This window comes from Bariatricus sp. TF06-38A, assembly GCF_027690675.1.
Lineage (GTDB): Bacteria > Bacillota > Clostridia > Lachnospirales > Lachnospiraceae > Allocoprococcus > Allocoprococcus comes.
This window is the reverse complement of record NZ_JAQFCE010000001.1, coordinates 297,646-316,936: the sequence shown is the minus strand read 5'-3', so window position 1 is coordinate 316,936 and position 19,291 is coordinate 297,646. Positions and strand designations below refer to the sequence as shown.

Sequence of the window (19,291 nt, the reverse complement as noted above, 5' to 3'; positions counted from 1 at the left end):
CGAAAGATTAAATTCCGTGGTACCACTCTTCTTCGCCGCATCCCGGTAACATAACTTACGGTGCAGCGCACTTGTGATTCTATAACGGGAATTCCCGCTTCTGCCTATCTGAAAACCGTTCAGCAGAAGAACTCAAAGGCGAGTTCAAAGATTTGATCTGCTGCCTTGCACCGCCCGGCAGTTCTCTGTACAGACTCTAATCTTTTACTGATCCTTATCCTTGTTTTTTTCATATACCTTGTTATTATAAAAATAAATACAAGTTCCGTCAAGAGATTCTTGATTGTTTTTTACGAATTCTTGATTATTTTTACCATTTAAAATTGATTTCCGTTATCTCTCAGCCATTTTCTATATTTTTTATAGTCCGGCATCCACGTCGCCACGACCTTCCAGAATGCAGCGGAATGATTCATTTCTCTACGATGTGCCAGCTCATGCACCACAACATAATCCAGAACTCCCGGCGGCATCAACACCAGCTTCCAGTTGTAATTGAGATTCCCTACGCTGCTGCAGCTTCCCCACCTGGTCTTCTGCTCCCGGATGGAAATACGCCCATAGGTCACACCCATTTTCCGGGCATAGTATCCGGTCCTTGCACCTAATACTTCTCTTGCAAGATTCCGGTAATATTTCTTTTCTGCTTCCGGCATCTCTCTCTTTTCCTGCCGCTTCATTGCATTTTCCTTCTGAAGCTTTACCTTCTGTCGGATCCAGTTCTCTTTTTCCAGAAGAAACCGGTCAATCCACTTTTTCTCACAGGAATAGGGTGCACGGACCGTCACCTTTCCTTCCCGGTCAACTTCGATTCCAATACTGCGCCTGTCTGACCGGATCAGATGATATTCTATGTCCACGACCGGATCACCTCCAGAAAGCGTTCTCCATATTTTTCAAACTTGAACTCTCCCACACCGGAAACTTTCAGCATAGCATTCTTATTTGTCGGTTTTTCGATACACATCTGCACAAGGGTCTTATCGGAAAATACAATATAAGGCGGAACTTTTTCTTCTCTCGCTATCTCTGCCCGCAGAGCGCGCAGGATTTCAAAAGACTCTTCCTGCTCTTTATTCAGAACCAGTCCGGCCGTTTTCTTCACTTTTTTCTTCGGTGTTGTCTTCGCCTCTTTCTCCGGTTCTTTTGCCATCTTCATTGTAAATGTCTCCTGCCCTGCAATCAGTGCTTCCGACTTTTCAGTCAGCTTCACAATCATATAAGAATCCGGCGTGGTCTTCAGATATCCTTCTGCCAGAAGCTGGTTGAATATCTGCCTGAGCTTCCACGATGGCGTCTTAGAAAGTACCCCGTAAGCCGGACTGGCACCCATGCCATACTGCCGGATCTTCGCATTATTTGCTCCATGCACCGTATCCAGAATCACATTAATTCCATAACGCTGATGACTTTCTTTTACACACATGGTAAGTATCCTTGCCTCTGCCGTCATATCCACGGTATCAAACTGCGTCTTACAGTTTGAACAGTTCCCACAGTAATTGCTTCCGTATTCCCCAAAATACCGCAGAATATAATCACGCAGACATTCCTTTGTAAAACAATAATAAGTCATCTTTTTCAAGCGCTCCTGATCCCGCTCTATCACGATCCGGCGCGTCAGTTCATCCAGTTCCTGATTGTCGCGGTTGTTCTCAATGAACATCTGGTTTGTGATCACATCCTGTCCGCTATATAAAAGCAGGCACTCCCCCGGCTCACCGTCTCGGGCGCAGCGTCCCACTTCCTGATAATAGGATTCCAAATTCTTCGGCATATTGTAATGTACGACAAAGCGGACATTGGATTTATCAATTCCCATCCCGAATGCATTCGTCGCCACCATGATCTGTTTCCGGTCATAAATGAAATCATCCTGATTATCACGCCGCTCCCGGTCTGTCAGTCCCGCATGATACCTGGTTACGGAAAACCCATCCATTTCCAGGAGTGCGCAATTTTCCTCCACCTGCTTTCTGGTCAGGCAGTAGACGATCCCGCATTGATCCGGATGCTCCTCAATAAATGCTTTGAGTGCGGCATATTTATTCTTTGGGAACTGTACCGCAAGGAACAGATTCGGTCTGTCGTAACCTGTCATTACTACTTCCGGATCCTCCAGCATCAGGATATCGATCATATCCTCTCTTACTTCTTTCGTCGCTGTTGCAGTAAATGCACTCACAACCGGCCGCTTTGGAAGATACTCTACAAACTCTGTGATCTTTAAATAACTTGGCCGGAAATCCTGTCCCCACTGGGAAACACAGTGTGCTTCATCGACTGCGATCATAGAAATATCCACGCTCATAGCAAAATCCATAAACTCTGCAGTTTCCAGCCGCTCCGGTGCCACATAGATAATCTTATATCTTCCTTCTTTTGCAAAAGCAAGTGCCTTCCGGTACTGCCCCATAGTCAGGGAACTGTTCAGATAGGCTGCATGAACCCCTGCCTGGTTGAGGGATGCCACCTGATCCTTCATAAGAGAAATAAGGGGAGATATCACAAGTGTAATACCTCCCATCATCAGCGCCGGAATCTGAAAACAGATGGACTTTCCGGCTCCCGTTGGCAGTATGCCGAGTACATCCCGGCCGGACAGGATCGCATCGATCAGTTTCTCCTGTCCCGGTCGGAATCCGTCATAGCCAAAAAATTGCTTTAATACTTGAAATTTATCCAAGATATACTACCTCTTCTTCCGGTTTTTCTGCGGATTCCATCTCCAGCATATAAAGAACCGGCTGCTTTGGAACCATCGGACGGTACGCTTCGTACTCGAACTTGACGGTTACTTTTTTCCAGCTTCTCTGTGTAATCTGCGCTGCCCTTCCAAGATTACATGGATATCCATAGAAACGGATATCATCTGCGCAGCAGGTCATGATCTGTCTTCCCGGAATCAGCATATTTGCCGGCATTCCCTTCGGACGGAAAAGCTGTGCAAGGAAGGTGATCTTCTTGTGCTCGTAGCGCTCCGGATGCTCATATGCATCCACATACCAGGTACCAAAGTCCACATCATCAATGAAGATATGGTCTGCTTTCAGATCATATGGCAGATCCTCTTCTGTCTGCGGGATAATATTGCCATCCACGCCTTCAAAGATCAGCTGTGCCTGTGGGTTCTGGATCTTAAGGGCACGTCTGAACGCACTTCGGTCTGTATTTTCCCCACAACGGTTGATGATGATCAACTCAGATTCTGTAAGCTGGTTCATCAGCATATTCCGCATATTCTTCAGGTACATGTCCAGCGTCTCACCGCTAACCGTTGAGTACACACCCTGAATCTCCCAGTTGCGTGGAAAATCTTCATCCAGGATTTCCTGGAGATCCCAGGTTCCATTGTACTCAATGATCACCTGGACCGGATGATAGATCTTCTCACAGTTTTCAAAGAAAGTTTTATTTAACTTTTCTCTTTCTTCTATATTGAAGAGGAACAGTCCGTTCTCATCCAGATATTTTTCCGAGTACTCTTCCTCTCCCTCTTCACACTGCAAAAGCAATGTCGGACCTTCTTCGATCCATTCCTGCTTCATCAGTGTGTCCTTGATAAATGTTGTTTTTCCACTGTCCAGAAATCCTGTACAGATATATACCGGTGTTGTCATCGCCGCTTGCTCCTCCTAGATATGGAATAACTTAATCAGATCCTCTTCTTTGAGATCTGTTCCGATCACGCATACACGTCCTGTGTAATCAGCCTGTCCCTCACGGACTTCATATTCTTCCGGAACCATATCAAACTGCTTCCAGGAACCGTCTGCCATCTGGATAATTCCTTTGGAACGAAGTACGGTTCCGTAAGCATCTGTCTCAGATAATGCTTTCAGCAGGTAATCCAGTTCTTCTTCTGTATACTTATGAGCAGTCTCCTTGCCCCAGCTTGTAAATACTTCATCTGCATGATGATGTCCTTCGTGTCCGTGGTGATGGTCATGGCATCCGCAGGTGCAGTTCTCATCATGTTCATGATGATGCTCATGCTCTTCATGGTCGTGATCATGATGGTGTTCATGGTCATGATCGTGGCATCCGCAGGTGCAGTTCTCATCATGTTCATGATGATGCTCATGCTCTTCATGGTCGTGATCATGATGGTGTTCATGGTCATGATCGTGGCATCCGCAGGTGCAGTTCTCATCATGTTCATGATGATGCTCATGCTCTTCGTGATCGTGATGATGGTCGTGATCATGATCATGACCGCAGCCACATTCGTCATCATGATGATGGTGATGTTCGTGGTCGTCATGCTCATGTGCATGTTCTTCCAGGATACCTTCGATCTCAGCACCATGCTGCAGGGCATGCAAAACGGCATCTTTTCCAAGTTCTTCCCAAGGTGTGGAAATAATGGTTGCCTCTGCATTTTTCTCACGCAGCATATGCACGCACTCTTCTACCTTTTCATCTGTCATCATCTGGGTACGGCTGATAACAATCGTAGATGCATGCTCTACCTGGTTATTGAAGAATTCTCCGAAGTTCTTGAGATAGATCTTTGCTTTCTTACCGTCAACAACTGTGATTCTTCCGTCAATCTCAATATCTGCCTCATCTTTGACACCCTCGATTGCTTTTACAACATCAGAAAGCTTTCCAACTCCTGAAGGTTCGATGATGACACGATCCGGTGTATAATCTACAAGTACTTTCTGAAGTGCTTTGCTAAAATCCCCCACCAGTGTACAGCAGATACATCCTGAGTTCATCTCTGTGATCTCAACGCCGGCATCTTTTAAGAATCCGCCATCAATACCGATCTCCCCAAATTCGTTCTCGATCAGGACCAGTCTTTCTCCCGGAAATACATCCTCGATCAGTTTCTTGATGAATGTTGTCTTTCCTGCTCCCAGGAAACCAGAAATAATATCAACTTTCGTCATTTTTCGTTCCTCTTTTCTTATTATTATAATTTCATAAATTAGCCTTTTCTAACTGCAAATTGTTTCCGAGCTATATCGTATCACATTTCTTTAAAAGATGCAAATAAATAGCTTGTTAATGCATTGTGATTAGTGTATAATAGTTTTATAAAATCTCGTACTTTTTTAGTACAAATTCATAAACAAAGGAGACTTGATAATATGGTTAATTTATTGACAGGCCCAAAAGGAAGCGGAAAAACCCAGCAAATGATCGAACGTGCTAACGAAGCTGTAAAGACATGTGAAGGAAACGTATTCTTCATCAAGAAGAGCCACAGAGATACATACAGCTTATCTTTCAACATCAGAGCGATCTGCATGGATGACTATGATGTAATCACCAATACCGATGAATATCTTGGATTTATTTACGGTATGTTAAGCGCAGACCATGATATCAAAGCAATCTTTATCGACGGTATTTTAAAGCACGCCGACATCACACTTGAGAACATTCCTTCTTTCATCGAAACACTGAAAAAGATCTCCAAAGAAAATGATGTAGATTTTTATGTCAGCATCAGTGCAACGAATGAACAGCTTGGTAATGTAGATTTTGAAGATTGTACACTCCTTAACTAAGATAGACATTATCCAAAAGGAGGGATGAAGATTTTCTGTAAATCTTCATCCCTCCTTTTATGGTTTTCCAAATGTGACAGAGCACATTCTTTTTATGCTATGATACCAGGGTCAAAAACATGCTATTTCAAAGACAAAACCGTATTTGCCTTATCCCCTTTTGCATACTCCAGTTTTACATCATCTCCCACATTGTACTTGATGATCTCAATAAAATCGACTACCGATACATCAAAAATCTCATCTGATCCTTCCAGCATAATGTAGTAATGAGAATCTCCATCTATAACGCCCTGGGCGATTTTCGTGATCTTTCCTTCGATCGTGCCGGTATCCATCTTCACTTCTTCTTTTTCCTTGATTCCATTGGTAAGAAGCAGATTATTGTAGGATTCTTCACATACACTTACCGTATCCCCGATCGCAACAACCTGGTACTTCTGGACATTGACCATTGCATACTTTTTCACAAGTCCTGCATCATCCTTAAGTGCCATAAAGTAAGTCGGCTCCCCGGAAATGTTAAGCAGCAGCGGGAAAGTCGCCCGATACTTCAGGTTCTGTACCTGTCCTTCTGCCGATGCCATCGCAGAATCCTCGATCGCACCTGCCACCGGATAATACTTTGTCTCCATAGTTCTCTGGTTCATCAGCACAAATCCCACATTGGACTGGTCACTGTTTACAGAAGTTACTCCCGTGTACACCCATACATCATCATCAATCGCCAGATAATTATATCCGTTTGTTGTCTTCAGACAATCTTTCTGGCTGAGTACACTGTTAAAATACCCATGCTTTAACGTGCCATAATAATCATAAAGCTGTACCAGAAGATCTGCCGAATAGGCTCGGTCGATCCATTCCGGGACTTCATCGATCCTGTAGTCCTGCATTTCGCCGGTGATCGCATTGCAGAGCACCACATGCCCTACCGTTTCTCCTCCGAAAAGACCGATATTATACTTTTTGACCGGTGCTACCCAGTATGGAACACCATTATCATCAATTTCAAAACTAAGGTCTCCGTAAATATAAGTCGGATGCGCAAAACGAAGATGACGGTAAATATTTCTTCCAAAATGCTCGCTGGTCGAATACTTCATTCCCTGCTCCAGCTTTACCATCTCCGTTGTCTGACTTGCCATATCGATCCGGATATATGCAGGAAGTCCATCTTTCCGATTGGTAAACCATTTGATTAGATTCGCATATTTCAAAGGTGACACACGGACCGGACGATCCTTGTAGTTGATCTGACTGTAGATATCGTCCACCTCAAACTGGGATACCATGTCTGACATGCTTCCCATCTTCCGGTCTCCTAAAAGCTGCGCAGACTCCTTATCCAGAAGCGGGATCTGGTCAAAGGAAAGCTCCTCGATATCTTTTGTGAATTCGCCCTCTTCTACCTTCAGAAGCTGTTGGTATTTCTTCGCATTCACAATCGGTGAAGAAAGAATGGTTCCAGCCAGATAAATCACTAACAAAAGAATAAAAAGACGGACACACCATTTGAAACCTTTGGATTCTTTCATCTCCTTCAGATCAATCGCTCCGTATCGCAAGCCTTTTTTTCCTGCAAGCACAAGACCGACCGCAAGCACCAGAACAAGCACAAAATACCACACTCCGGAAGAATGGATATTAAAAGCCGGCAGTGATACATAATACCAGATTCCTGCTGCCACTAAAAGCAGCAGAAAACTGATCGCTATATTTTTCTTTTTCATAAATTCTCCTTTTCATCGTTTTGCCTTACCAAAGCTGTCTTAGAATTTTCTACTCCAAAGTGACGGCGAGAACAGCATCAGGAACGGGAAGATCTCCAGTCGTCCGATCAGCATATCCACGCAGAACACAATCTTCGAGAAGTCTGAGAACTTCGCAAAATTTTCCACCGGTCCTACCAGATTCAGTCCCGGTCCTACATTATTAAGTGTAGTAAGCACTCCGGTAAATGAAGTAGTAAAATCAAAGTTATTGATCGAGATCAGAAGCACGGATACGATCAGGATTAGTATATACGCAATAAAGTATATATATACCCCCCGCATCGTCTCTTCTTTCACTTTTTTACCATTTACTTTTACGATATTGACTGCTTTCGGATGGATCATAGTTTTCAGCTCCCGGCGGATGCTTTTTACCAGGATCAGAAGTCTTGATACTTTGATACCACCGCCTGTTGAACCGGCAGAAGCACCGATTACCATCACAAGAAGCAGAACACATTTGGAAAGCTCCGGCCACTTGTTGAAATCTGCCGTCACAAATCCAGTTGTCGTGATCACGGATGCCACCTGGAACGCCGCATAGCGGAATGCCTTTAAAAGAGAATGATAACCTCCGGCGATATTGCAGGTGATCACAACGGTTGCTCCTGCAATGATTCCCAGGTAAGCACGCAGCTCCTCATTCTTAAATACACTCTTAAATTCTTTCAAAAGCAGAAAGAAATACAGGTTAAAATTGATACCAAACAGGATCATAAATACGGTGATCACACCATCAATATAGGCACTGTTGAAGTGTGCCACACTTGCATTGTAGCCGGAAAATCCTCCGGTACCGGCAGTACTGAATGCATGTGTCACTGCGTCAAACAGGTTCATCCCTCCTGCCAGAAGAAAAACTACCTCAATTGTAGTCAGTGCAAAATACATTCCATACAGAATCCTTGCGGTTCCTCTTGCCTTTGGAACCAGTTTATCTGCCTCTGGCCCCGGAACTTCCGCACGCATAAGATGCATGGAATTCTTCTCATCCAGAGAGGTAAGTACCATAACAAATACCAGCACTCCCATTCCACCAACCCAATGTGTCAGGGAACGCCAGAAAAGAATTCCTTTCGGAAGTCCTTCAATCTCAGTCAGGATCGTAGAACCTGTCGTCGTAAATCCGGATACTGTTTCAAAAAAAGCATCCACATAGCTTGGAATACTTTTACTGAGTACAAATGGAAGTGCACCTGCAAGTGACCAGAAAATCCAGGCCGTTGCAACAATGATCAGACCTTCTTTGGCATAAATCGTCATGTTCTCCGGGCATTTTCTGCCAAACAGCAGATAAATTGCCGTCAGGATCGCAGCTGTAATCAGAAAATAAACCGATGTGTGCTCGCCATAAATAATTCCAACCATCATCGGAAGCAGCATCAGCAGTCCCTCTGCTCCCATCATCTTACTGATGATATAGCGTATCATTTTCACATTCATTTCTTTTCACCCCTATTGCTCAGCCAGAATATCTGTGATATCCTTAACTTTCTTCTGGGTCGTAACGATTACAACACTGTCGCCCACCTGAATGGATTCATCCCCGTCCGGAATAATGATCTGCCGTTTTCTTCCGATACATGCGATCAGATTGTTCGGCTTCAGTTCCAGATCCTTAAACGGGATATCTGTATATTCTGTTTTTTCTTTGATAATAAATTCCAGTGCTTCTACTCTTCCGCCAACCAGCTGATACATAGATTCAACATTGACATTCTTGAGAGAATTCTGGCGTGCACGCACATAACTCATAATCGCATCTGCTGTTGCAGTCTTTGCCGATACGATCAGATCGATCCCAAGTTCCTCGACAAGCTGGGCACGTCCGTCTTCGTTGACCTTTGCCACGATCTTGTCCACACCTTTTGTCTTTGCAAAAAGTGCAAGGATAATATTCTCCTCATCCATACCGGTCAGGCTGACCAGGGCATCTGCCTGTTCAATTCCTTCTTCGATCAGAAGATCATGGTCTGCGGCATTCCCACAGATGATCGTCGCTTTCGGAAGCTGGTCGCAGAGATCTTCGCATTTCTTCCAGTCCTGCTCAATGATCTTAACCTGCATACCAAGTCCTAAAAGCTGTTTTGCCAGATAATATCCGACTTTTCCCCCACCACAAACCAGAATATTCTTCGGCTCTTTCCGCTTTCCGATCAGATGGAAAAATTCTTCAATATATTTGTGGGATGCAACAATATGAAGCCGGTCTCCATCATGGATGACAAAATCACCATTCGGGATGATCACTTCCGATCCACGTCTTACAGCACATACCAGAACTTTGATCTGGAACTTGCGGTAAAGCTCAGCAAGCGATACTCCGCCCAGATGGCTTCTTTCTTTGACAATGAATTCTACCATTTCGACTTTTCCCTTCATAAAAGTCTCTACCTTTGCAGTATCCGGAAGAAGGATCGATCTGGAAATCTCAAATGCAGCCGCAAGTTCCGGGTTGACAGCCATACTCAGTCTTAAGTCCTCTTTCAAAAGATCGATCTGCTGATAATAGATCGGATTCCTTACACGGGCGATCGTGTGCTTTGCCCCCAGTCTCTTTGCGAGCAGGCAGCTCAGCATATTCAGTTCGTCTGTCGATGCACATGCCACAACAAGATCAGCACCCGGCACTCCTGCTTCTTTCTGCACTTTCGCATCTGCACCATCTCCGGTAATGCAGAGAATATCAAGCTGATTCAGTGCTTCTTTTAATTTCCCCTCATTCTGGTCAATCAAAACCACATCGTAATTTTCTTCGGATAACTGTATGGTCAGTTTATGACCAACCTTCCCGTCCCCAATAATTACAATTTTCATTTTTCTTTTCCTCTACTTTTGCTCTTAATACTAAGCCTTTAATACTAAAATTGTATAAAATACCAATGGGACAGCCGAAGCTGCCACCATCATAATATGTATACCACTTTTAGTACGAAAGTACAATAGAAAAAACCGGGATTTTCTCCCGGCTTTTCCTTATTCTTATTCTTCAGCTGCACGCTTTTCAATTTCTTTTTCCTGTACATCTGCCGGAGCCTGTTCATAACGGGCAAATTCATACGAATAGCTTCCTCGTCCACCTGTCATAGAACGAAGTGTTGTGCAATATCCAAACATGCCTGTCATCGGTACATCCGCTTCAATTACCTGATATCCGCCTGACTGTGGATTCATTCCAAGAACACGGCCACGTCTCTTGTTCAGATCTCCCATAACGTCTCCGGTATAATCATCCGGAACGGTTACTTTCACAGATGCGATTGGCTCAAGAAGAACCGGTCCTGCTTCCATAAATCCTTTCTTAAATGCCTGGATCGTCGCAGTCTTAAATGCCATTTCAGAAGAATCTACCGGATGGTAAGATCCATCATACAGAGTTGCTTTCACACCAACTACCGGATATCCGGCGAGAGGTCCTTTTAATACAGATTCCTGCAATCCTTTTTCAACCGCCGGGAAGTAGTTCTTCGGAACAGCACCTCCGACTACTTCTTCCTGGAATACATACGGTGTATCCAGATCTCCGGATGGTTCAAAACGCATCTTAACATGTCCATACTGTCCATGTCCTCCGGACTGTTTCTTATACTTGGTATCTACATCCGAGTTCTTGCGGATCGTCTCACGGAACGCAACTTTTGGTGTCTCCAGTCTGATTCCGACTTTGTAACGCTCTGCCAGCTTGCTTGCTGTCACTTCCAGATGCTGGTCACCCATTCCATAAATCAGTGACTGGCGGTTCTCACTGTCATTTACCACTTTCAGTGTCACATCCTCTGCCATCATCTTCGCAAGAGCCTGTGATACCTTGTCCTCATCACCTTTGTTATTCACTACATACTTCATATATGTATACGGTTTGGAGTATTCGGTTCTTCCATAAGATACCGGTGTATTTTTTGTTGAAAGGGTATCCCCTGTCTTTGTACTTGTCAGTTTTGCAATCGCTCCGATATCACCTGCAAACAGTTCCTGAACTTCTACCGGTTTGTTGCCGGATAAGGTGTAGATCTTGCCGATCTTTGCTTCTGCATCTGACTCCGGATTGTAAAGGACATCATCCCCCTTTAATACACCGGAACATACTTTTACGAAAGAATATTTTCCGATAAACGGATCTACCATGGTCTTGAATACATATGCGGTCTTTGCGGCTGCAAAATCATGATGTGCTTCAAAGATCTCATTGGTCTTACGGTTGATGCCTACGCATTCACGGTATTCCGGACTCGGGAAAAATCTTACGATATCAGACAGTAAGTTTGCAACACCCTGTGCCTGAACATTGGATCCCATTGCTACCGGAACGATATCTCCGTCCATAACTTCTGTTCTCATGGCAGAGCGGATCTCTTCAACCGAGAATTCATCTCCCTCAAAATAACGTTCCATAAATGCTTCACTGGTCTCTGCCACTGCTTCAAGAAGCTTCTCTCTGTAAATCTGCAGGTTCGGCAGACAGTAATCCGGAATCTCACACTCTTCTCTCTGTCCAAGTCCGGTGTATCTTCTACCTGCATTCTTGATAACATTGACATAACCTACTAATTTCTCGTTCTCACGGATCGGTTGGAAATGTGGTGCAATCACTTTACCGTATCTTGCGGTCAGATCTTCAACAACCTGACGGAAGCTGGCATCATCCACATCCATCTCAGTAACATAGATCATACGCGGAAGATTATACTTATCACAGAGCTCCCATGCTTTCTCAGTTCCTACCTGCACACCGGCTTTTCCGGAAACAACGATAACAGCTGCATCGGCTGCGCTGACTGCTTCTTCCACTTCTCCGACAAAATCAAAATATCCAGGTGTATCAAGGATATTAATCTTTGCTTTTTCCCATTCAATCGGAATCAGACTTGTGCTAAGTGAGAATTTACGTTTCTGTTCTTCTTTATCAAAATCACTGATCGTATTACCGTTCTCAACAGATCCCATACGATTTGTTGCTCCAGATACATAAGCCATCGCTTCTGCCAGACTGGTCTTTCCGCTTCCCCCATGTCCTAAAAGGACCACGTTTCTAATTTCATCCGTTCTGTAAACCTTCATGCTTGCTGCCTCCTTGCTAAAGTTTCTCATGGATATATTGTACTAAACTTTCTATAAAAACACAACTATTTTATAGAATTTCAACAAAAACTTTCGCTTTTGCACTTTAAAGTATTGCTTTATTGACAGATAGCCTGTTTTCCTATATTATGAAAGGTAGACTATCACGAAAGGACGAAAAATTATGAAACAGAAAAAAATCGGATTTATCGGACTCGGACTCATTGGGGGCTCTATTGCAAAGGCGATCCGGCGATATTATCCGGATTATGAGATTGTCGCTTTCGACAAGAATAGAGAAACTCTGGCACTTGCCACACAAGAATCCATCATCAATGTGGCCTGTACCTCAATCGATGATAATTTCCGAGGTTGCAACTACATCTTCTTATGTGCCCCGGTTGCTTTCAATACTGCATATTTAAAGCAGATGATGCCTTACCTGCATGATGATATGATCCTGACTGACGTCGGAAGTGTCAAAACTCCGATCCATGACGAGATCATCCGGCTGGGACTGGAGGATTACTTTATCGGAGGACACCCGATGGCCGGTTCCGAAAAGAGTGGTTTTGCCAATTCCAAACCAATCCTGATTGAGAACGCTTACTTTGTTCTCACCCCTTCCGCCAAAGTAGCGAAAAAAAAGGTTGATGCATACGCATCCTTCGTAGAATCCTTGCGTGCACTTCCAATCGTACTGGATTATCATGAACACGACATCGTCACCGGCACGATCAGCCACTTGCCACATATCATTGCCGCAAGTCTGGTCAACTTTGTCAGAGACACCGACACCAAGGATGAGCTGATGAAAACCCTCGCCGCCGGCGGCTTTAAGGACATTACGCGAATCGCCTCTTCCTCACCGACCATGTGGGAACATATCTGTGCACAGAATCAGAGTAATATTTCCCAGATCCTTGGAAATTATATCGAAACATTAAATGAAGCGAAAAAACTGGTTGATGCCGGAGACTCCCAGGGAATCTACGATATGTTCGACCATTCCCGGAACTACCGCAATTCCATGCCAAACGGTTCTGCCGGCCCGATCAAGCGTGCATTCGAGATCTACTGTGACATCCCGGATGAAGCCGGTGTGATCGCCACCATTGCGACCATCCTCGCTTCTAATGCACTCAGCATTAAGAACATCGGAATTGTTCATAACCGTGAATTTGAAGAAGGCGTACTCCGCATCGAATTCTATGACAGCATCTCCTGCGAGAAGGCAGTAGCCCTTTTGCAGAAGCATCGTTATATTGTTTATGAGCGTTAATAATTAAATGATGATACCAGGGTCAAAAGGTCAGAAATCCGATGCAAGCTTGCTTGCAAGAGGACTTTTGACACTCACATCATTAAATGCAAGACAGTCCAAAAAATCTTTTCAGAACTTTGTGTAAATTGGTCACAATGCTTGAAAATAGAATTTTACGAATGAGAGGTTACTATATTATGCAAATCCAACCTGTTAAACAGCTTCGCGGGGAAGTATCTGTTCCCGGCGATAAATCCATCTCCCACCGTTCTATTATGTTCGGTGCACTGGCAAAAGGAACTACTGAGATCACACATTTTCTTCACGGTGCCGACTGCCTCTCTACCATCGGCTGCTTTCGTGCCATGGGAATCAATATCGAAGACACACCTGACCGTATCCTGGTTCACGGCAAAGGCCTTCACGGACTTTCCGAACCTTCTTCTTTTTTAGATGTAGGGAACAGCGGAACCACTACAAGACTGATTTCCGGTATTCTTTCCGGTCAGCCGTTTGCCACCACTCTTTCCGGCGATGCTTCTCTGAACTCCCGCCCGATGAAGAGGATCATGGAGCCTCTTGGGATGATGGGCGCTGATATTTTAAGCCAGAATGGGAACGGGTGCGCACCACTTTTGATCAACAGCCTGCTTCCTGCCGGTCAGAATCCATCCCTGCACGCAATCCACTATCACTCAAAAGTAGCTTCTGCTCAGGTTAAATCTTCCGTACTCCTGGCAGGACTTTATGCAGACGGATTAACCCTGGTTACAGAACCTGTACTTTCCCGTAATCATACAGAACTGATGCTGAATGGCTTCGGTGCCAACGTACAGACAGAAGTACATTCTGATGGCAGTGCAACTGCATCTATTCTCCCATGTGAGGAATTATACGGACAGAAGATCCTGGTTCCCGGAGATATTTCTTCTGCTGCTTACTTCATCGCTGCTGCCCTTCTGGTTCCAGGTTCTGAACTTCTGATAAAGAATGTAGGTACCAACCCGACCCGTGCCGGAATCCTTGAAGTATGCAGGGCAATGGGGGCAGACATTACCTATCTAAATGAAAATTGTGACAGTGGTGAACCAACTGCCGATCTTCTTGTACGTACAAGCACTCTTCACGGAACCACCGTAGAAGGTGCAATCATCCCTACACTGATCGATGAGATTCCGATGATTGCAGTGATGGCTGCTTTCGCCGAAGGAACTACGATCATCAGGGATGCTGCCGAATTGAAGGTCAAAGAGACTGACCGTATCAAAACAACTACAGAAGGACTTCTTGCCATGGGCGTTGATGTAACACCAACCGACGACGGCATGATCATCCGTGGCGGTAATCCGGTTCATGGAGGACAGATCAACAGTTATCTGGATCACCGGATCGCAATGGCCTTTTCCATCGCAGCCCTTGCCGCCGAGGGAAATACTGAAATCCAGGATAGTCAGTGTGTAGATGTATCTTATCCTTCATTTTTTACGGAACTTCATTCTCTTTCCCTGTAATTTCAGGAAAAAATACAAAAAAAGAAAGCCGCACACTACATAAGCAGTGTACAGCTTTCTTTTTTATGCGCCCTGTCACTGTTTCTCTAATCCGTGAATCCAGTCTGTCTTAAGAAACAGAATCAAAAATATCACCGAACTGATAAACCAGGTAAGTGGATATGCCCAGTAGATTACATTGATCACCGGAATAATCCTGATAACAATACTAATATAGGTTACCCGGACTCCGCACCATACAATCATCATAACAAACATCGGAACAATACTTCTTCCCGCCCCTCTCTGAATTGCTGCCATACAATGCGAAAACGCAAGCAGACAATAGAAAAGAGCGATCGTATGTGCCTCTGCAATTCCATATTCAATTGCTTTTTGATCTCCTCCAAACGCAGCGATCAGGTATGGTGAAAAGAAAAAAACTGCTATTCCGATCACTTCTGCTATCCCGATTCCACAAATGGTTCCAAACAATGCCCCTTTTTTTGTCCGGTCATACTCTTTTGCTCCCAGATTCTGTCCAATAAACGTCGTGAGTGCCTGTGAGAAGCAGGTAACCGGAATAAATCCAAATCCTTCAATTTTGGAATATGACCCACACCCGGCCATTGCCAGAGCCCCAAACTGATTAATATTCGACTGTACAAATACATTTGCAACCGCAATAATGGAATTCTGGATTCCTGCCGGTATTCCGTTTACCACGATCAGCCGCAGCATATTCCCATCCATCCGAAGTTCACGAAAAGATAACCGGAACGCCTCTGGTTCCCTGCGCAGTTTTCTGATACACAGAACCGCACTTAATATCTGTGAAACAATCGTTGCAAAAGCTGCTGCACCTACACCAAATCCTAAACCTCCGATCAGCACCAGATCCAGAATCACATTCAGACACGCTGAAATGATCAGATAGATGACCGGACTCTTACTGTCACCAAGTGACTGCAAAATCCCCATTCCAAAGTTATAAATTACAAATCCAAGTGAACCTGCAAAATACACCCTGAAATAAACCAGTGATTTCGGCAGTACCTCTTCCGGCGTACCAATCAGTTTTAAAATCTGCGGTGCAAGGATCAACGCGGCAACCGTAAGAAAAATTCCACATACGCCACCAAATGCCAGTGCCGTATGGATTGCTTTTTTCAGCTTCTCATATTCTCCGGCTCCAAAATACCTCGCAATGACAACACCGGCTCCCACGCCAATTCCCCCAAAAAATCCTACCATCAGGAATATCAGATTCCCTGATGAGCTGACAGCTGCAAGTGCATTATTCCCAAGAAAATTTCCCACGATCAGCGAATCCGCCACATTATACAACTGCTGGAATAAATTCCCCCATAGAAGCGGAATCGCAAACATAATAATCTTTTTCGGAATAGATCCCGTTGTCAGTAGATTAGCGTTTGATGTTTCCCCCATAATTAAACTTGTCCTCCTATAATATTTTAAGTCTATTATACTCCTGATACGGTTAATTCACCAGCAAATATATCGGAAACAATATTTGATTCTTTTTTAATAAATCATAAATCTATTTTTTCATCAATTATTATAACCTTTTTAAATTATCCTTCAATGTATATTGCATTTTCCATCCTCTTCTATTAAACTATTATGATATATACTATAAATTTTTTGGGGGAATTTTCTATGCAAAATTATCTTGAATTTATCGGAAACGAACTGAAAGCTTTAACTTCTATTCCAAGCCCATCCGGTTATACCAAAGATGTGGCTGCATACCTGATGAAGACTTTATCAGATATGGGATATGAACCACAGCTTTCTAACAAAGGCAACGTATTCGTAACGATCGGCGGAGAGGGGAATCCGCTGGTACTTGCAGCACACGTTGATACCCTCGGTGCCATGGTGCGTTCTGTCAAAGCAAATGGAAGACTGCGTCCGACTACTCTCGGTGGACACCAGTGGAGTACCGCTGATGGGGAAAACTGCACGATCCACACACGCGACGGACGCGTTTATACCGGTGTAGTACTAAATACTGAACCTTCTGTTCATGTTGCAGATTCTGCTGTTGAGACAAAAGAAGAAAATATGGAAATCCTTCTGGATGAAAATGTGGACACTAAAGAAGGAACTCTTTCACTTGGCGTACAGCCTGGAGATATCATCGCCATGGACCCGCGTACCCAGATCACACCGAGCGGTTATATCAAAAGCCGTTTCTTAGATGACAAGCTTTCTGCTTCCATCCTTCTCGGTCTGGCAAAATGCGTAAAAGATGAATCTATTGCGCTTTCCCGCAAAGTTTCTCTTCTTTTCACTGTATATGAAGAAGTCGGACACGGCGGAAGTTTTGTTGCCGAAGATACAACAGAGATGATTTCTGTTGACATGGGCTGCGTCGGATCCGATCTCGGATGTACCGAACGCATGGTATCTATTTGCGCAAAAGATTCCGGCGGTCCTTACAACTACGACGTAACATCTGCTCTTGCCGAAACTGCAAAAGAAGAAAGATTGGATTATGCGATCGATGTGTATCCGCATTACGGTTCTGATGTAGAGGCAACTCTTCGGGCAGGATATGATATCCGCCATGGTCTGGTTGGTCCTGGGGTGTATGCATCACATAACTATGAAAGATCCCATATGGATGGGGTAAAGAATACGCTTTTGTTGTTGAAGAAGTATATTCAAAAATAAAAAGTATAAATAGCTAACGTTCAAAAATAAAACATCTGCGATATGCATACCGCAGATGTTTTATTTTTTCAATATTAGTCATATTTTTCTTAAGTCCGTTAAATGCAAGTGCCTCTTCTACCAGTTCTTTTCTCTTTTTCTTATCTTGTCATGATCTGGATGATCGTTTTATCCGTCTCACGCATTCCCTTCTTTGCAAGCTCTCCAATATTACGGATCGTGTTTTCTACACCTTTTTCTACAAGTCCGTCTCCGCCATAGAACTGCTTTCCATTTTTCTGCATCTGAAGTCCCAGAAGCCCTGCTTCTACAGCTGATGCGATTTTTGCCGCGCAGCTTGCCTTCGCTCCATCACACACAACACCTGAGTTAATGGCAACTGCATTTACAATTACATGAGAAATCTCATATGCACGTCCGCCATACAGATAACAGATTCCTGCACCTGCACCACATCCTGCACTGATCGCGCCGCAATATGCAGACAGTCTTCCGATTCCTGTCTTCATATGGATTGTGATCAGATTTGACACAACCAGCGCGCGGAGCATCATCTCTTTTGAGACATTCAGCTCTTTTGCATAGACGATCACCGGAAGAGAAGTTGTCATTCCCTGGTTACCGCTTCCCGAATTGATGACAACCGGAAGTTCACATCCGTTCATTCTTGCATCCGATCCGGCCGCTGCCATCGCTTTCGCACGGTTATGTACACTGTTTCCATATGCTTCCATCAAAGTCTTTCCAATGGCAGCCCCCCAGTTTCCTGTCATGCCCTCTTCGGCAATTGCCCAGTTATAATCAATCTGTCTCTGCAGAACTTCCTCTACGTCTGCAACGTCTACGCAGTCTGCGAATTCAATGATCTTCTCCACAGTCAGAAGAGAACGGTCCGTCGCACAGCTGGATCCCTGCTCTTCATATGCCTTTTCTCTGATGATCTCATCATCTTTCTTTACACAGATCACATTAGTGTGAAAACCTGCGATCTCTACGTATCCGCTGTGTCCGCCTGCACATGCCTTGATCTGGATGTCGAAAATATATTCTTTATCGGATTCCCGGATTGTCATCGGCATAGTATCCAGCATCTTTTTCATTTCTACTTTCTGTTCCCCTGTGATCTCTTCCAGAATTTCCAGTTCTTTTTCCGGACATCCGGCTACAATTCCTGCACAGACTGCTGCACCGATTCCGCGAAGTCCTCCTGTGCACGGTACAACGACACTTTTTACATTCTTAATAATATTTGCACTGACATTTACTTCTACAGATTCCGGCTTTTCCCCAAGAGCCTGAACTGCAACTGCTGCCGCGTAAGCTACTGCAATCGGCTCTGTACATCCCATCGCCGGAAGCAACTCTTCCTTTAAAATTTCCACATATTCATTGTATATTTTTTGTTCCATCTTTTCTCTCCTCTGTCAGATGACACCCCATTCATCTTTTTATTGTTCCCTGTTTATTTTATAGTATTCCTGC

The 19,291-nt window shown here is 44.2% G+C and carries 14 protein-coding genes and 1 other annotated feature (1 of these 15 cut by a window edge); of the genes, 4 read left to right on the top strand and 10 right to left on the bottom strand.

Annotated elements, in window-relative coordinates; all coding sequences use genetic code 11:
* Positions 1-230: a binding site (T-box leader), on the bottom strand (it extends 8 nt beyond the left edge of the window).
* A gap of 87 nt (positions 231-317) precedes the next feature.
* The 4 genes from PG418_RS01515 to PG418_RS01500 are packed head-to-tail and all read right to left on the bottom strand — an operon-like array spanning position 318 to position 4,898.
* Positions 318-860, bottom strand: a complete 543-nt coding sequence (locus PG418_RS01515; protein ID WP_498836962.1) for a M48 family metallopeptidase — start codon at positions 858-860, stop codon at positions 318-320.
* Complete coding sequence (gene recQ / locus PG418_RS01510) at positions 851-2,686, bottom strand: DNA helicase RecQ (protein WP_498836961.1); 1,836 nt, start codon at positions 2,684-2,686, stop codon at positions 851-853. Before recQ ends, PG418_RS01515 begins: the two co-directional genes overlap by 10 nt.
* The gene (locus tag PG418_RS01505; RefSeq protein ID WP_008369798.1) at positions 2,679-3,620 is read right to left on the bottom strand and encodes a TIGR03943 family putative permease subunit; all 942 of its coding nucleotides are present in this window, start codon (positions 3,618-3,620) and stop codon (positions 2,679-2,681) included. The genes recQ and PG418_RS01505 overlap by 8 nt, the downstream gene beginning before the upstream one ends.
* A 15-nt stretch (positions 3,621-3,635) precedes the next feature.
* Positions 3,636-4,898 carry a CobW family GTP-binding protein gene (locus tag PG418_RS01500; RefSeq protein ID WP_498836960.1) on the bottom strand — a complete coding sequence of 421 codons (1,263 nt, stop codon included), beginning with the start codon at positions 4,896-4,898 and terminating at the stop codon, positions 3,636-3,638.
* A 201-nt stretch (positions 4,899-5,099) separates the two neighbouring features.
* Here PG418_RS01500 and PG418_RS01495 point away from each other — a divergent pair, with 201 nt between their 5' ends.
* Positions 5,100-5,522 carry a DsrE family protein gene (locus tag PG418_RS01495; protein ID WP_008369803.1) on the top strand — a complete coding sequence of 141 codons (423 nt, stop codon included), beginning with the start codon at positions 5,100-5,102 and terminating at the stop codon, positions 5,520-5,522.
* Positions 5,523-5,644: 122 nt separating this feature from the next.
* Here the strand turns inward: PG418_RS01495 and PG418_RS01490 are convergent, their stop codons facing one another.
* The 4 genes from PG418_RS01490 to PG418_RS01475 form a co-directional block, all read right to left on the bottom strand.
* Positions 5,645-7,255 (bottom strand): hypothetical protein, encoded by a 1,611-nt coding sequence (locus tag PG418_RS01490; protein ID WP_008371728.1) that lies wholly within the window; start codon positions 7,253-7,255, stop codon positions 5,645-5,647.
* Between the two features lie 39 nt (positions 7,256-7,294).
* Entirely contained in the window at positions 7,295-8,740 is a 1,446-nt protein-coding gene (locus tag PG418_RS01485; RefSeq protein WP_008371730.1) for a TrkH family potassium uptake protein, read from the bottom strand.
* A gap of 12 nt (positions 8,741-8,752) precedes the next feature.
* Positions 8,753-10,114 carry a Trk system potassium transporter TrkA gene (trkA, locus tag PG418_RS01480; RefSeq protein ID WP_022220724.1) on the bottom strand — a complete coding sequence of 454 codons (1,362 nt, stop codon included), beginning with the start codon at positions 10,112-10,114 and terminating at the stop codon, positions 8,753-8,755.
* A gap of 165 nt (positions 10,115-10,279) precedes the next feature.
* Complete coding sequence (locus PG418_RS01475) at positions 10,280-12,355, bottom strand: elongation factor G (RefSeq protein WP_022220725.1); 2,076 nt, start codon at positions 12,353-12,355, stop codon at positions 10,280-10,282.
* 184 nt (positions 12,356-12,539) lie between these two features.
* Here PG418_RS01475 and PG418_RS01470 point away from each other — a divergent pair, with 184 nt between their 5' ends.
* Complete coding sequence (locus PG418_RS01470; RefSeq protein ID WP_022220726.1) at positions 12,540-13,637, top strand: prephenate dehydrogenase; 1,098 nt, start codon at positions 12,540-12,542, stop codon at positions 13,635-13,637.
* 179 nt (positions 13,638-13,816) lie between these two features.
* Positions 13,817-15,130, top strand: a complete 1,314-nt coding sequence (gene aroA / locus PG418_RS01465) for a 3-phosphoshikimate 1-carboxyvinyltransferase (RefSeq protein WP_173686686.1) — start codon at positions 13,817-13,819, stop codon at positions 15,128-15,130.
* Positions 15,131-15,205: 75 nt separating this feature from the next.
* Here aroA and PG418_RS01460 read toward each other — a convergent pair whose 3' ends face one another.
* Positions 15,206-16,558, bottom strand: coding sequence for an MATE family efflux transporter (locus tag PG418_RS01460; RefSeq protein ID WP_055246566.1), 1,353 nt, complete (start codon positions 16,556-16,558; stop codon positions 15,206-15,208).
* A 231-nt stretch (positions 16,559-16,789) separates the two neighbouring features.
* On the opposite strand from PG418_RS01460, the gene PG418_RS01455 reads away from it, so the two are divergent.
* Entirely contained in the window at positions 16,790-17,809 is a 1,020-nt protein-coding gene (locus PG418_RS01455; RefSeq protein ID WP_498836959.1) for a M42 family metallopeptidase, read from the top strand.
* A gap of 140 nt (positions 17,810-17,949) precedes the next feature.
* Here the strand turns inward: PG418_RS01455 and PG418_RS01450 are convergent, their stop codons facing one another.
* Positions 17,950-19,218 (bottom strand): L-cysteine desulfidase family protein, encoded by a 1,269-nt coding sequence (locus PG418_RS01450; RefSeq protein WP_008371747.1) that lies wholly within the window; start codon positions 19,216-19,218, stop codon positions 17,950-17,952.
* Between the last annotated feature and the right edge of the window lie 73 nt (positions 19,219-19,291).